At 67.2% G+C, this 14718-nt stretch carries 13 protein-coding genes; all 13 read right to left on the bottom strand.

Annotation, left to right across the window (positions count from 1 at the left end):
• Window positions 1-248: 248 nt before the first annotated feature.
• The 13 genes from ACYU98_RS10230 to ACYU98_RS10290 all read right to left on the bottom strand — a co-directional run bounded on the left by ACYU98_RS10230 (window position 249) and on the right by ACYU98_RS10290 (window position 14587).
• Window positions 249-1346, bottom strand: coding sequence for a branched-chain amino acid aminotransferase (locus ACYU98_RS10230; RefSeq protein ID WP_460468102.1), 1098 nt, complete (start codon window positions 1344-1346; stop codon window positions 249-251).
• 140 nt (window positions 1347-1486) lie between these two features.
• Window positions 1487-2545 (bottom strand): 3-isopropylmalate dehydrogenase, encoded by a 1059-nt coding sequence (locus tag ACYU98_RS10235; protein WP_460468103.1) that lies wholly within the window; start codon window positions 2543-2545, stop codon window positions 1487-1489.
• A gap of 430 nt (window positions 2546-2975) precedes the next feature.
• Window positions 2976-4013 (bottom strand): ketol-acid reductoisomerase, encoded by a 1038-nt coding sequence (ilvC, locus tag ACYU98_RS10240; RefSeq protein WP_460468104.1) that lies wholly within the window; start codon window positions 4011-4013, stop codon window positions 2976-2978.
• A 51-nt stretch (window positions 4014-4064) separates the two neighbouring features.
• Window positions 4065-4577 carry an acetolactate synthase small subunit gene (gene ilvN / locus ACYU98_RS10245; RefSeq protein WP_460468105.1) on the bottom strand — a complete coding sequence of 171 codons (513 nt, stop codon included), beginning with the start codon at window positions 4575-4577 and terminating at the stop codon, window positions 4065-4067.
• A gap of 34 nt (window positions 4578-4611) precedes the next feature.
• A complete protein-coding gene (locus ACYU98_RS10250; protein WP_460468360.1) occupies window positions 4612-6456 on the bottom strand; it encodes an acetolactate synthase large subunit in 1845 nt (614 codons plus the stop codon).
• A gap of 208 nt (window positions 6457-6664) precedes the next feature.
• Window positions 6665-7171, bottom strand: a complete 507-nt coding sequence (locus ACYU98_RS10255) for a SixA phosphatase family protein (protein WP_460468106.1) — start codon at window positions 7169-7171, stop codon at window positions 6665-6667.
• A 4-nt stretch (window positions 7172-7175) separates the two neighbouring features.
• Window positions 7176-8180 carry a hypothetical protein gene (locus ACYU98_RS10260; protein WP_460468107.1) on the bottom strand — a complete coding sequence of 335 codons (1005 nt, stop codon included), beginning with the start codon at window positions 8178-8180 and terminating at the stop codon, window positions 7176-7178.
• 1 nt (window position 8181) lies between these two features.
• Window positions 8182-9117, bottom strand: a complete 936-nt coding sequence (locus tag ACYU98_RS10265) for a 2-hydroxyacid dehydrogenase (protein ID WP_460468108.1) — start codon at window positions 9115-9117, stop codon at window positions 8182-8184.
• Window positions 9114-10574 carry an Asp-tRNA(Asn)/Glu-tRNA(Gln) amidotransferase subunit GatB gene (gatB, locus tag ACYU98_RS10270; protein ID WP_460468361.1) on the bottom strand — a complete coding sequence of 487 codons (1461 nt, stop codon included), beginning with the start codon at window positions 10572-10574 and terminating at the stop codon, window positions 9114-9116. Before gatB ends, ACYU98_RS10265 begins: the two co-directional genes overlap by 4 nt.
• A 56-nt stretch (window positions 10575-10630) precedes the next feature.
• Window positions 10631-12148, bottom strand: a complete 1518-nt coding sequence (gatA, locus tag ACYU98_RS10275; RefSeq protein WP_460468109.1) for an Asp-tRNA(Asn)/Glu-tRNA(Gln) amidotransferase subunit GatA — start codon at window positions 12146-12148, stop codon at window positions 10631-10633.
• Between the two features lie 11 nt (window positions 12149-12159).
• A complete protein-coding gene (gene gatC, locus ACYU98_RS10280) occupies window positions 12160-12456 on the bottom strand; it encodes an Asp-tRNA(Asn)/Glu-tRNA(Gln) amidotransferase subunit GatC (protein ID WP_460468110.1) in 297 nt (98 codons plus the stop codon).
• A gap of 92 nt (window positions 12457-12548) precedes the next feature.
• The gene (locus ACYU98_RS10285; RefSeq protein ID WP_460468111.1) at window positions 12549-14129 is read right to left on the bottom strand and encodes an SDR family NAD(P)-dependent oxidoreductase; all 1581 of its coding nucleotides are present in this window, start codon (window positions 14127-14129) and stop codon (window positions 12549-12551) included.
• 11 nt (window positions 14130-14140) lie between these two features.
• The gene (locus ACYU98_RS10290; protein ID WP_460468112.1) at window positions 14141-14587 is read right to left on the bottom strand and encodes an NUDIX domain-containing protein; all 447 of its coding nucleotides are present in this window, start codon (window positions 14585-14587) and stop codon (window positions 14141-14143) included.
• Window positions 14588-14718 lie beyond the last annotated feature (131 nt).

The raw sequence follows: 14718 nt of genomic DNA on the forward strand, positions 1-14718 counted from the left end.
GGGCCCGACGCGCTAGCAAATAATGAGTCCGGTGGTGACCGGTGCCATCCTCTTCGCCATGCGGCCATCGTGGCCCAGCGCGGGCAGACCTGTCCACCCCATGAGCTCGGGATCTCACATCCCGGGCCGTTTTCACCGGCAGACCCCGGCCCTCCGCGTGGGCCGCGCTGCAAATGCGAAGACGCGCAGAACCAGGTCGCGGTGGTGCGGGTGACCCGCACCACCGCGACCTCGTACGCGTGTCCTGCCTAGGCCAGCTGCTTCATCCAGCCGCGGGTGTCCGTTGCCCGGCCGTACTGAATGTCCAGCAGGGTCTTGCGGATCTTGAGCGCGATCTCGTCGGTGTGACCTTCACGGCGGTGATCGCAGGACCCGCCGTTCCACTTCAGTTCGCCGACGGGCGTGATCACCGCAGCGGTGCCACAGGCGAAGACCTCGGCGATCTCACCTGACTCGGCGCCGTCCTTCCATTCCTGGATCGGGATGCGGCGCTCCTCCGGGGTGAGGTCGAGGTCCTTGGCCAGTTCCAGGATCGAGGAGCGCGTGACACCTTCGAGGATGGAGCCGGTGAGCGCCGGGGTGACGATCCGACCGTCCTTGTAGACGATGAACAGGTTCATCCCGCCGAGCTCTTCGATGTAGGTGTGCGTCGAGGAGTCCAGGAACACCGCCTGGTCACAGCCGGCCGCGGCGCCCTCCAGCTGTCCGGCGAGCGACGAGGCATAGTTGCCACCGCATTTCGCTGCACCGGTTCCTCCGTCGCCGGCGCGGGCGAAGTCGGTGGAGATCCACAGCGAGACCGGCTTCACGCCACCCGAGAAGTAGGCACCCGCCGGAGAAGCGATGACGCAGAAGGTGACCTCCGCTGCGGGCCGCACCCCCAGGAATGCTTCCGAGGCGAACATGAACGGGCGCAGGTAAAGCGAGGTTTCGGCGCCATCGGCTGCCTCGGGAACCCACATCTTGTCGACGCCGACCAGCGTCCGCAGGGACTCCAGGAAGTCGCTCTCGCTGATCTCCGGCAACGCCATCCGACGGGCGCTGCGAGCGAATCGGGCAGCATTCGCCTCTGGGCGGAAGGTCCAGACACTGCCATCGGCATGCCGGTAGACCTTCATGCCCTCGAAGATCTCCTGCGCGTAATGCAGCACCGCTGCCGCCGGGCTCAACGAGAGATTTCCGTAGGGCACGACACGGCCGTCATGCCAACCGCCGTCCTTGGTCCACGTGGCGAGCGCCATGTGGTCGCTGAAGTGATTGCCGAAACCGGGGTTCGCCAGAATCGTGGCGCGGTCGGCGTCACTGACGCGATCGGCTCGTTCGGTGATCTCGAACTGCAGGGACATCGATGCCTCCAAGAAGCGCAAGGGACCGGCGCGCAGGATGGGGCGCACGCGGTGTCGGACAGCGGTGTGAGCCAGGTTACGCCCGGCGTACGGGCGCCACGACCCACGGGTGGGGCGTGCGGGTCGAAGCGAAGCCGACCTCAGTCCAGGGCTGCGACGATCGCGTCGCCTACCTCGGAGGTGCTGCGAGTGACGGACCCGCGGGTGGCGAGGTCATTCGCCACGGCCTGCTCAATGCGGCGCGCCTCGTCGGCGCGACCCAAGTGGTCCAGCAGCAAGGCAACGGACAGCACGGTGGCCGTGGGGTCGGCCTTGCCCTGCCCGGCAATGTCAGGGGCTGAGCCATGGACGGGCTCGAACATGCTCGGCGTCGTGCGGTCCGGGTTGATGTTGCCGGACGCGGCCAGGCCGATGCCGCCGCAGATGGCGGCCGCGAGGTCGGTGACGATGTCGCCGAACAGGTTGTCGGTGACGATCACATCGAACCGGCTCGGGTCCTGCACCAGGTAGATGGTGGCAGCGTCGATGTGGGCGTAGTCGTGGGTGACGTCGGGGAATTCGACACCGACCTCCTCGACCGTACGGCGCCACAGGTGTCCTGCGTAGGACAGCACGTTGTGCTTGTGCAAAAGAGTCAGTTTCTTGCGGTCGCGCGCCTGCGCGCGGGTGAAGGCGTCGCGAACTGCGCGCTCGACCCCGAAGCGAGTGTTGACGCTGACCTCGGTGGCCAGCTCCTGCGGGGTTCCGGAGCGTAGCGCCCCGCCGTTGCCTGTGTAGGGTCCCTCGGTGCCCTCGCGCACCACGACAAAGTCGATGCCGTTCGGCGCGACCTTTGCAACATCAAGCGGGCTGGCGACGCCGGGGAAAAGCTTGGCCGGACGCAGGTTGATGTAGTGGTCGAGTTCGAAGCGGATGCGCAGCAGCAACTGACGCTCGAGCAGCCCGCTCGGCACGCTCGGGTCGCCGATGGCGCCCAGCAGGATCGCGTCGTGGTCGCGCAACTCGGAAAGGACCGAGTCGGGCAGCACTTCACCGGTGGCATGCCAGCGCTTCGCGCCGAGGTCGTATTCGGTCGGAACGACCTTCGCGCTGCTGACCGCATCGAGCACCTTGAGACCCTCGGCAACGACCTCCGGGCCGATGCCGTCGCCGGGGAGGACGGCCAGGTTGATGGTGTCGTTCGCAGCTGCATCACTCATACATCGAGGCTAGCCAAACGCGTCCGCATGATGGTCTTCGATCTCAAAATGCGGCCAGCCGAGGGAAACGACGAGGGGCACCGGAATCCGGTGCCCCTCGATCTTGGTCGTGGCTGCGTCAGTCGCGCAGGTCCATCGACTCCTGTATCGCTCGGTGCAGAGCCCGGCGCGCTTCCTGCTGTTCCTCGCTCATCGCGATTCACCTTCCCTCGCATTTTCGGTGACGCCCCAGGTGATTCGCGCCGAGGTGGGGCCGGCGAACACTGACCGTGGGCTAGACCGCGTCGCGGGTGGGCGATCTGCGGAACCACACGAGGCTAACCCTCGAGGCCTACCCGCCGGTAGGGGTGGATCACCATGTGGTCCACCACGAACGTAAAAGGGGCCGGCCCGTTTCCGGACCGGCCCCTCCCCCTGTATCCCCGAAGCTTCAGGAACGTGCCGCCGAACCCTCGACATAGTCGGCGTCGGTGGCCCCGTCCTTGATCCAGCTCATCAGACCGCGCAATTCCTTGCCGGTCTTCTCGATCGGGTGCTGAGCACCCTTCTCGCGCAACGCCTTGAACTCCGGACCGCCGGCGTCCTGGTCGTCGATGAAGTGCTGGGCGAACACGCCGTTCTGGATGTCCTTCAGGACAGCCTGCATGTTCTCCTTCACGTGCGGGTCGATCACTCGCGGGCCCGAGACATAGTCGCCGAACTCGGCGGTGTCGGAGATCGACCAGCGCTGCTTGGCGATGCCGCCCTCGATCATCAGGTCGACGATCAACTTCAGCTCGTGCAGGCACTCGAAGTAGGCGACCTCGGGCTGGTAGCCCGCCTCGGTCAGCACCTCGAAGCCGTACATCACCAGCTGGGAGGCGCCACCACAGAGCACCGCCTGCTCGCCGAAGAGGTCGGTCTCGGTCTCCTCGGTGAAGGTGGTCTTGATGCCGCCGGCACGCAAGCCACCGATCGCCGAGGCGTAGGCCTTCGCGAGGTCCCAAGCCTTGCCCGACGGGTCCTTTTCGACCGCGAGGAGCACCGGCACACCACGACCGTCGACGTATTCACGACGGACGAGGTGACCCGGACCCTTCGGCGCCACCATCGCGACGTCGACGTTCGCCGGCGCCTCGATGTAGCCGAACCGGATGTTAAAGCCGTGGCTGAAGAACAGCGCGTCGCCATCCTTCAAGTTCGGCTGAATCTCCTGCGCGTAAACGGTGCGCTGCACCTGGTCGGGCGCAAGCACCATGATCAGGTCGGAAGCCTTCACGGCCTCGGCAACCGACAACACGGTGAGGCCCTCGGCCTCGGCCTTGGCTCGGCTGCTCGAACCTTCGCGCAGACCGACGGTGACCTGCACCCCGGAGTCACGCAGGTTGAGCGCGTGGGCGTGGCCCTGGCTGCCGTAGCCGATGATTGCGACCTTGCGGCCCTGAATCACCGACAGGTCGGCATCTTCGTCATAGAACATCTCAGCCACTTCGTACTACTCCTTGAATGGATTTCGTTGCGGTTCTTGAAGGTTGAAAGTTCAGCCGGCTTTGCGAGCGCGGTCGGTGATCGACCGTGAACCACGCCCAACGGCAACCATGCCGGACTGCACCAATTCGCGGACGCCGTAGGGTTCCAGCACCTCGAGCAACGCCTCCAGCTTGCTGCGGGTGCCTGTCGCCTCGATGATCACCGCGTCAGCGGTCACATCAACGACATTGCAGCGGAACATCTGGGTGACGTCGATGATCTGACCGCGGGTGGTGGCATCGGCTCGGACCTTGATCAGGACCAGTTGCCGGTGCACCGAGGCCTCGGGGTCGAGTTCAACGACCTTGAGGACCTCCACCAGTTTGTTCAACTGCTTGGTGACCTGCTCCAACGGGGTGCCCTCCACGCTGACCGCGATGGTCATCCGGGAGATCTCCTCGTGCTCGGTCTCCCCCACCGCGAGCGAGTCAATGTTGAACCCACGTCGGGAGATCAGGCCGGCGATGCGCGCGAGCACGCCCGGCTTGTTCTCGACCAGGACGGACAGAATGTGACGGGTCATCGGTGGCCTCCAGAAGGCTGATTCATGGGCAGGTTCACTCGCCCTCGAGGTCTCGGTCGAAGACCGGCGCCATGCTGCGCGCGACGGTCACCCTGTCGTTGCTGACCCCGGCCGGCACCATCGGCCACACCATCGCGTCGCGCTCGACGACGAAGTCGATCACCACCGGAACGTCGTTGATCTCCATCGCCTGACGGATCGTGTCGTCGACATCTTCCGGACGCTCGCAGCGCAAGCCCACGCAGCCGTACGCGTCGGCGAGCTTCACGAAGTCCGGAACCCGGGCGCCGACCGCGGTGTGCAGGTCGGTGTTGGAGTAGCGCTCGCCGTAGAAGAGCGTCTGCCACTGGCGGACCATGCCGAGCGAGCTGTTGTTGATGATCGCGACCTTGATCGGGATCTTGTTGATCACGCAGGTGGCCAGTTCCTGGTTGGTCATTTGGAAGCAACCGTCACCATCGATGGCCCAGACGACGCGGTCCGGCTCGGCGGCCTTGGCGCCCATCGCGGCCGGCACCGAGAAGCCCATTGTTCCCAAGCCACCGGAGTTGATCCAGGAGTTGGGCCGCTCATATCGGACGAACTGCGCGGCCCACATCTGGTGTTGGCCGACACCCGAGACATACGTCGCTTCCGGACCCGCAATCGCCCCGAGGCGCTCCAGCACGTATTGCGGCTGGATCGCCTGGGCGTCGGCGTTCTCGGCATAACCCAGCGGGAACTCGGCCTTCCAGGTGGCGGTGGTCTCGCGCCACGCGGCGTAGTCGCCCACCTCGCCGCCGGTCTCGTGGATCAGCGCGATCAGGTCGGTTATGACCTCCTGGCAGTCACCCACGATCGGAACGTCGGCGATTCGATTCTTGGAGATCTCGGCCGGGTCGATGTCGGCGTGAATCACCTTGGCGTCGGGGGCGAATGACGACAACTGACCGGTGACCCGGTCGTCGAACCGCGCACCCAGGGTGATCAACAGGTCGGACTTCTGCAGCGCGGTCACGGCCGACACCGAGCCGTGCATGCCCGGCATTCCGAGGTGCAGCTCGTGGCTGTCCGGCAGCGCGCCGCGTGCCATCAGGGTGGTGACCACCGGAATCTGAGTCAGCTCGACCAACTCGCGCAGCTCGGCTGCGGCCTTTGCCCGGATCACCCCGCCACCGACGTACAGGACGGGTCGTTTCGCTTCGCGGATCAGTTCAACGGCCGCGCGAATCTGCTTGTGGTGCGGCTTGGTAACCGGGCGATATCCCGGCAGCTCGAAGGTCGGCGGCCAGCGGAAAGTGGTCGAGCCGGTCAGCGCGTTCTTGGCGATGTCGACCAACACCGGACCAGGGCGGCCGGTGGAAGCGACGTGGAACGCCTCAGCGACGGCTCGCGCAATGTCATCAGGGCTGGTGACGAGGTAGCTGTGCTTGCTGATCGGCATCGTGATGCCGCGGATGTCGGCCTCCTGGAACGCGTCGGTCCCGATCACACGGGAGTCGACCTGGCCGGTGATCGCGACGATCGGCACCGAGTCCATGTGAGCGTCGGCGATCGGGGTGACCAGGTTGGTTGCGCCCGGCCCGCTGGTCGCCATGCAGACGCCCACCTTGCCGGTGGCGGCCGCATAGCCCTGCGCGGCGTGGCCGGCGCCCTGCTCGTGGCGGACCAAGATGTGGCGCACCTTGACCGAGTCCAACAGGGGGTCGTACGCCGGCAGGATCGCGCCGCCGGGGATGCCGAAGACCGTGTCGACGCCGAGGGCCTCAAGAGTGAGCACCAGCGCCTGCGCACCGGTAACACCCGGGATCTCCTGCGCGCTCTGGGGCACGCGGGCCGCTACCTGCGCCGGGGTCGGCACCGGGGCGGTCGGGCGGATCGTGGTGTCTGTCACTGCCATCACCTTCATCGTCATCTGCGGGACCTGCACAGTCTCGAACTTCGTCTCGAACATGAAAAAACCCTCCGGCTCCATCGGAGCAGTGAGGGTCAGCGCGCCTGGTGTGGAACAGGCGCGCTAGGGAAGTACGAGGATCCGTGACATGCGTCGATCATGTCCGTATCGTCGCGGAGCGTCAATATACTGAGACGGTCGTTCCACTATGTGGTCACCCGCGTCCGACAAACAACTCCCGTACGGAGGCGGCGCCGGGCGCGAGGTCCGGCCACCCTGCCGGGATCTCCAACACGGCAACACCGCTGGTGCGGAAGTGTTCGTGGAAGTCGATCTGGGAGCCACTGCCCTCGGTCAGAGCCGCGGCAATTGCCGGCACACCGGGGGCGTGACCAACCAGCGCGACAATCCTTGCCCGCTCCGGGCTCTCGCGCAGCACGTCGAGCAGCGCCCCGGGGGCGGCGTCGTAGATGCGTTGGTCGTGATCGACCAGCGACCCGTTACCGGATCGCTCAACGATCGCGGCCCAGGTCTCGCGGGTGCGCGCGGCGGTCGAACACCACACGGCGTCGGGTTGCAGACCCTTCTCCTTGAGCCAGTTGCCGACCGCGGCGGCATCGGACAGGCCCCGATCGGTGAGCACCCGGTCGTGATCGGGTTTGTTGCCCGGGGTCTCGGCTTTGGCGTGACGGATCAGGACCAAGAGTCGCTGCTCGCTCATGGGATCAAGTATCCCGGTCGTCTTCGGGCGGCGTCGACGCGCCCCGGTTCACCCGCGTCAGGCCGACGATCGCAGCCGCGGCCAGCGACCACCACCCGAGCACCACCGCATGTCCTAAGGACGGTCTCACTTCTAGTTCGACCAGTTCCCGCACCGCCGAGACCGCGGCTCCGACGGGAGTCAGTGGCCCGAGTGGCTGCCAGAGAGCACCCGCGCGACCAAAGCCAAACGCCCCGGCAGCCCCGGCGTCCGCGCCGATGAGTAGGAGCGAGATGACCACGAACGTGGCTCCGCCGCGACCGGCGATCGATGCCCCGGCGCGTACCAACAACGTCGCGGTGGCCATCGCCGCCGCGCCGATCCACCAGAGGCCCAGCGCATGATCGGTCCACGACGGGACGATCCAGCAGGTGACCCCCACCCCGACCGCGGCGGTCGCTGCAGACGCACCGATCGCGCTCAGCAGCCAGCGCAGAATGCCGCCACGGCCGGAGAACGCGCTGGTACGCAGCGCACCGGTCGCGAACGCGATCCCGGCCACGATCAGCGACAGGACAAACCAGTAGCCGACGCGCCCTGCTCCGTCTCCGACGGCGTACGGGGTCAGGTCGGTGGTGTCGACCTCTCGCCCGGCCGCGCTCGAGGCTCGGGCGACCACCTGCTGGATGACGGTGGGGTCGCCTTGGGCGCTGGAAATCGTGAGCGCGTCTGCGCGGACCGTCGGGTCGACCACGACGTAGCCCTGCACGGTGTCTGCGCGCAGGTCGTCGGCCGCGGACGCCTCCGAACCGCCGACGTACGCCCGAACCGGGTGGCCGTCGACAGCGTTGATCCGGTTGGCGACAAGGCCCGCCCAGTCCGTCCGCGAGGAAACCACCAGGATCGCGGGGGTCCTGGGGGCGCCCGCGCCGATGAGCGCGAGGCCGCCGAGTAGCAGCGCTTGGAGCACCATGACAACGGCGACCAGGCGCGCCACGCGCAACGCAGCGACGCCGGGCGCGGCCGTCACCTCAGCCCTCGGCAACCTGGTGAGACAGCTTTCCGGTCGCGGCAAACTGCGGCAACTGCTCCCGCAACAACCGCAGCAACCGCGGGTCGAAGGCGGTTGAAGCGCCGCCGATGTGGGGCGTGATCAAGACCCCGGGAGTGGTCCACAGCGGGTGGTCTTGCGGCAACGGTTCCGGGTCGGTGACGTCAAGCGCGGCTCGGATGCGTCCGCTCGCGCAGGCGCGAACCAGCGCGTCGGTGTCCACGACGCCTCCGCGCGCGACGTTGACGATCAGTGCGTCATCGGGCAGGGCAGCCAGGAAGGTGTCGTCCACGAGATGCCGGCTCGCGTCGGTCAACGGGAGGATCAGCACGACCACTTCGGCCGCCGGCAGCAGGTCAGGCAATTCGTCGATGCCATGGACCGTGTCGACGAGGTCGTCACCGGCGCGGGCTCTCGAAGCCACGACCGTGCAGTGCGCCTCAAGCACGTCCATCCGGCGGACGATCTCCCGGCCGATCGAGCCGTAGCCGACAACCAGAACCTCTCGGTCGGCCAACGACGGACGCCCCGCCATCCGCAGCCACTCACCCTTTTCGGCGGCACGCACAGACTCCGCAATCCCCCGCTGTGCGGCGATCGCCAACCCAATCGCCAGCTCGGCGGTGGAGGTGTCATGGACCCCGCGCCCGTTGGCGAGGGCCACCCCGGACGGGAGGTAGGGCAGCGCGTGTTCGTAGCCAGCCGTAGCCAGTTGGACCGCACGCAGCGACCCCACCTCGGCCAACCGGGCCAGGCGCCGCGGGTCGCTCAAGTAGGGCGGCACCACCAGCTCGATGTCGTCTCGCGGGGCCGGACCGGTCATGTCCCACTCGACCAGTTCGATACCGGGCAGATCACCCAATGCCTCGATGAAATTCGCTTGCGGGAGGCTCACCACGGTCACCGCGGAGGTCATGACACCAACTTGGCCAAGATCAATTCGCGCGCCTTGGCGGCGTCGGCCTGACCCTTCATCTCCTTCATGACCTGGCCGATGAGGGCGCCGGCCGCCGACAGCTTGCCGTCGCGCACCTTCTGGGCCACACCCTCGTTTGCCGCGATCACCTGGTCGACGGCCGCTTCGAGAGCACCGTCGTCCTGCACGAGTTCGAGGCCGCGAGCATCGGCGACCTGGGTGGGGCCACCCTCGCCAGCGATGACGCCGTCCATGACCTGGCGGGCCATCGCATCGTTCAACCGGCCCGACTGCACCAACCCGTCGAGCTCGGCGACGTGGGCGGGGGTGACGCCGAACTCATCGACGCCCTTGCCCGCCTTGTTCGCGCGACGGGCAAGGTCACCGGTCCACCACTTGCGGGCGGCGGCCGGGCTCGCACCCGCCGAAACCGTCTCCTGGATCAATTCGATGGCGCCCGCGTTGAGGACGTCACGCATCTCCAGATCGCTGTAGCCCCAGTCGGACTGCAACCGCTTGCGGCGCAGGTCGGGGTGCTCGGGGAGGGTGGCGCGCAACTGTTCGACCACTTCCCGGGTCGGCGCGACCGGAACAAGGTCGGGCTCGGGGAAGTAGCGGTAGTCGTCGGCGTCGGACTTCGGGCGACCGGAGGTGGTGACCCCGGTGTCCTCGTGCCAGTGACGGGTCTCCTGGGTGATCGAACCACCATCATCGAGAACAGCGGCCTGACGGCAGATCTCGTAACGGATGGCTCGCTCGACGGAGCGCAGCGAGTTGACGTTCTTGGTCTCAGTTCGGGTGCCGAACTTCTCGGCGCCCTTCTTCATCAGCGACAGGTTGGCGTCGCAGCGCATCGAGCCCTGCTCCATCCGTACGTCGCTGACGCCCAGCGCCTTGATCAGTTCGCGCAGCGTTGCGACGTAGGCCCGTGCAATCTCGGGCGCGCGCGCACCTGCGCCGGTGAGCGGCTTGGTGACGATCTCGATCAGCGGGATCCCGGCACGGTTGTAGTCGATCAGCGAGTATTCGGCGCCCTGGATGCGACCGGTGGACCCACCGACGTGAGTCGCCTTGCCGGTGTCCTCCTCCATGTGGGCGCGCTCGATCTCGACCCGGAAGGTTTCGGTTCCGTCACCGGCAGCGTTCGGGACCTCGACGTCTAGGTAGCCCTCGAACGCGATCGGCTCGTCGTACTGCGACGTCTGGAAGTTCTTCGGCATGTCCGGGTAGAAGTAGTTCTTCCGGGCGAACCGGCACCATTGCGCGATCTCGCAGTTCAACGCGAGACCGATCCGCATGGCCGACTCGACGGCCTTGGCGTTCACCACGGGCAGGGCGCCGGGCAGACCGAGGCAAACCGGACAGACCTGGGTGTTCGGCTCAGCGCCGAACTCCGTGGCACAACCGCAGAACATCTTGGTCTTGGTGTTCAGCTCGACGTGGACCTCCAGGCCCATCACCGGGTCGTAGCCGGCGAGCGCCTCGTCGTAGTCGACGACGGCGTCGGTGGTGCTCACTTGGCGGCCTCCTTCGTGGTCAGGGTGGGAGCGTTGCTCAGGATCGGCGCGCCCCACTTCTCGTGCAGCAATCGCTCAAGGGCCGCACCGACTTCGTACAACCGCTCGTCCTTCGTGGCGGGGGCCAAGACCTGGAAGCCGGACGGCAGGCCGTCCTCGGCCAGGCCGTTGGGCAGCGACAGGCCGGGGACGCCAGCGAGGTTGGCCGGGATGGTGGCGACATCGTTGAGGTACATCGACATCGGGTCGTCGAGCTTCTCGCCGAGCTTGAAGGCCACGGTCGGCGCGGTCGGGGTGACGAGAACGTCGGCCTTTTCGTAGGCGGCTGCAAAGTCGCGCGCGATCAGGGTGCGGACCTTCTGCGCCTGGCCGTAGTAGGCGTCGTAGTAGCCCGAGGACAACGCGTAAGTTCCCAGGATGATGCGGCGCTTGACCTCGTCACCGAATCCAGCGTCGCGGCTGGCCGCCATGACCTGCTCGGCGGACGGGCTGTCGACTCCTTGCGGGCCAACGCGCATGCCGTAACGCATGGCGTCGAACTTGGCGAGGTTGGAGCTCGCCTCGCTCGGCAGGATGAGGTAGTAGGCAGCCAGACCCTTCTCGAACGACGGGCAGCTGACCTGGACGATCTCTGCGCCAGCCTGTTCCAGCAGCGCGAGGGACTCCTCGAAGCGGGCCTTCACCTGCGGTGCGAAGCCCTCCCCCGAGATCTCCTTGACGATGCCGATCCGCATGCCCTTGACGTCGCCGCGACGAGCCGCTTCGACGATCGGCGGAACGGGCGCATCGATGGAGGTGGAGTCCATCGGATCGTGGCCGCCGATGACGTCGTGCAGCAGCGCCGCGTCGAGCACGCTGCGGGTGCACGGGCCGGCCTGATCGAGGGAGCTCGCCAAGGCGATGAGGCCATAACGGGAGACACCGCCGTACGTCGGTTTGGTGCCGACGGTTCCAGTCACCGAGGCGGGCTGCCGGATGGAGCCACCGGTGTCTGTGCCGATCGCAAGCGGCGCCTCGAAGGCGGCCACGGCGGCGGCGGACCCACCGCCGGATCCGCCCGGGATCCGGTCGAGGTCCCACGGATTGCGGGTCGGGCCATAGGCGGAGTGCTCGGTGGAGGAACCCATCGCGAACTCGTCCATGTTGGTCTTGCCCAGGATCGGCAGTCCAGCCGCGCGCAACCGGGTGACGATCGTGGCGTCGTACGGCGGGATCCAGCCCTCGAGGATCTTCGATCCCGCGGTGGTCGGCTGACCCTTGGTGGCGACGATGTCCTTGACCGCGATCGGCACGCCCGCGAGGGGGTGCATCGACTCGCCGGCCGCGCGCCGGGTGTCGACGTCGTGGGCTGCGGCGAGCGCGCCCTCGGTGTCGACGTGCAGGAACGCGTGGATGTCACCGTCGACGGCAGCGATGCGGTCGAGATGCGCCTGGGTGACCTCGACGGCGCTCAGGTCGCCGGCCGCGAGGGACTGCGCCAGTTGCGCAGCAGTGGAGGTGATGATGTCAGTCACAGCAGGGTCCTTCAGTCTTCGTCGAGGATGCGCGGAACTTCGAACCGGCCGATGTCGCTGGAGGGGGCTGCGGCCAGCGCCTCCTGCTGGGTCAGGCTCGGGCGCACCTCGTCGGCGCGGGTCACGTTGGTCAGCGGTAGCGGGTGAGACATCGGCGGGACGTCATCGGCCGCGATCTCGTTCACCTGCCCCACAAATCCGACGATCTGGTCGAGCTGACCGGCGAGCTTGTCGAGCTCGGTATCGGACAACTGGATTCGGGCGAGCATGGCGACGTGGGCGACCTCGTCGCGGGACAGCGAAGACATGCTGGCCAGTCTAGGGCGCGATTCAGACAGCCTCAGCCGGTGGGCTCGCCCATGGCGGCGAGCACCTGCGGGTTCTCTTCATCAACTCACGATCACCAGTCGTACGGCCGGAAGTCCTTCAGGAACACGCCGAACAGGTCCGTGCCGCGCTCGCCTTGGACGATCGGGTCGTAGACCCGCGCAGCACCATCGACCAGGTCGAGCGGGGCATGCCACCCCTCGCCGGCGATGCGCAGCTTCTCCTGATGCGGACGTTCGTCGGTGATCCAGCCGGTGTCGACCGAGGTCATCAGGATGCGGTCGGTGTCGAACATCTCCTGCGCACTGGTGCGGGTGAGCATGTTCAGCGCGGCCTTGGCCATGTTGGTGTGGGGATGGCCGGCGCCCTTGTAGCGACGACCGAACTGGCCCTCCATCGCGGAGACGTTGACGACGTACGCCCGACCGGCTTGCGCCGTTTGTGCCGCTTGCGCCAATACAGGGCGCAAGCGGGAGACGAGGATGAACGGCGCGACCGAGTTGCAGAGTTGGACTTCGAGGAGCTCTAGCGGGTCGACTTCGTCGACGGTGTGGGTCCAGGAGTTGGTCGCGGCGACGTCTGGCAACAGGCCCCCGGCGTCGACTGCGGTGCCGGCCAGATGCGCTTCGAGGCTGGCGCTGCCGGCCTGCAGCACTCGTACGGAGTTCTCCGCGGCCAGCGCCGCTGCGTGCCGCTGGTCGTGGTCGCCGTGGTGGGCGATCTGGTCGGCGTCGAGGCTGCCCACGAGTCGGGCCGGATGCGCCTCGCTGATGCGGTCGAAGGTGATGACGGCCGGCAGCGCGGAATCGGTTGGCAGCGGCGCGGATTCGGCATCGACGAGGTGCGCATAGGCACCCTTGCTGCGGCGTACGGTCTGGGCGGCGTTGTTGATCAGAATGTCCAGCGGACCACCCGCCGCGACCTCCTCGGCGAGCGCCGTGACCTGGTTGGGGTCGCGCAGGTCTATGCCAACCACGGTGAGGTGGTGGATCCAATCGTCGGCGTCAGGCATCGCCCGGAAGCGACGTACGGCGTCCTTCGGGAAACGGGTGGTGATCGTCAGATCGGCGCCGTCGCGCAGCAGCATCAGCGCGATGTACATGCCGATCTTCGCCCGGCCACCAGTCAGCAGCGCCCGCCGCCCGGAGAGGTCGACGTGTTGGTCGCGGCGGGCGTGATTGAACGCCGCGCACTCCGGACACAGCCAGTGGTAGAAGGCGTCAACCGTGGTGTAGTTGGCATGACAGATGTAGCAGCCCCGGGGGTAGTTCAACTCCCCCGCCGTCGGCCGCTCGCTCGGTGCGTGCAGCAGGATCCCTTGCGTTTCGTCGTCGATCCGCAACGGCGATCCGGTGGCCGTCGCCGCCAACACCGCATCGTCCGCCTCGCGCAGGGGCCCCTCCCGTTCCTGGCGGGCAGCGGCACGGCGAGCTTTTCGGACCCGGTTGAACATCCGCTGCGAGGCACGCTTCACCGTCTCGATGTCGGGATGGCCGGGTTCGAGGTGTGGGAGTTGTTCGAGCACCCGCAGAGTCGCGGCGAGATCGGCGGGGTCGATCGCGCCGTGGTCTTCGGTGATGGCGTCTGACCCGTCGGTCGAGTCCTCCGACCCGTCGGTCGAGCCGTGCGACGAAGGGGCGCGTGTCGAAACCATTGCAGCTGAGTCTACGAAGTCGGGGCGTCGCGCAACGCCGCGGTTACCGCGTCGACCAGCCCCGTGCGTTCGAGGCCGGCCACGTCGGCCAGCGGGATCCAGCGCGCCTCGTCGGTGCTGCCATCAACCTCGGTCGTCCCGAGGGTCCCGCCGACGATCGTCGCCCGGTGAACCACCCGTACGGCTTTGAAGGGCCTTGTCCCACTCTCGGATTCGCGGAACCAGGAGTCGACCAACAACAGCGGACCGAGCTCAATGTGGAAGCCGGTCTCCTCGTAGACCTCGCGGACCAGGCCCTCCGCAATCGTCTCCTCGAACTCCACTCCGCCGCCGGGCATCGTCCACGCCGGCGTGAACCGGCCCTCGCCGTTCCAATAGCTGAGGAGGATCCGATCGGAGTCGTCGATGATGGCGGCGTACGCGGCCAGTCGGGTGTCGTAGTCGGTGAAGTTCAGCATCGGTCGATCATGGACCGTACGGCTCCACCGCTGCCGGTCAGCCCGCGCGGCGCGCTTGAGCCGCCGAGGCGCGCTGCGTTGGTTGAGCCGCCGCGAGGAACGAGCGGCGTGTCGAAACCTCCGCGGCACCG

It is taken from the genome of Calidifontibacter terrae, assembly GCF_054778835.1.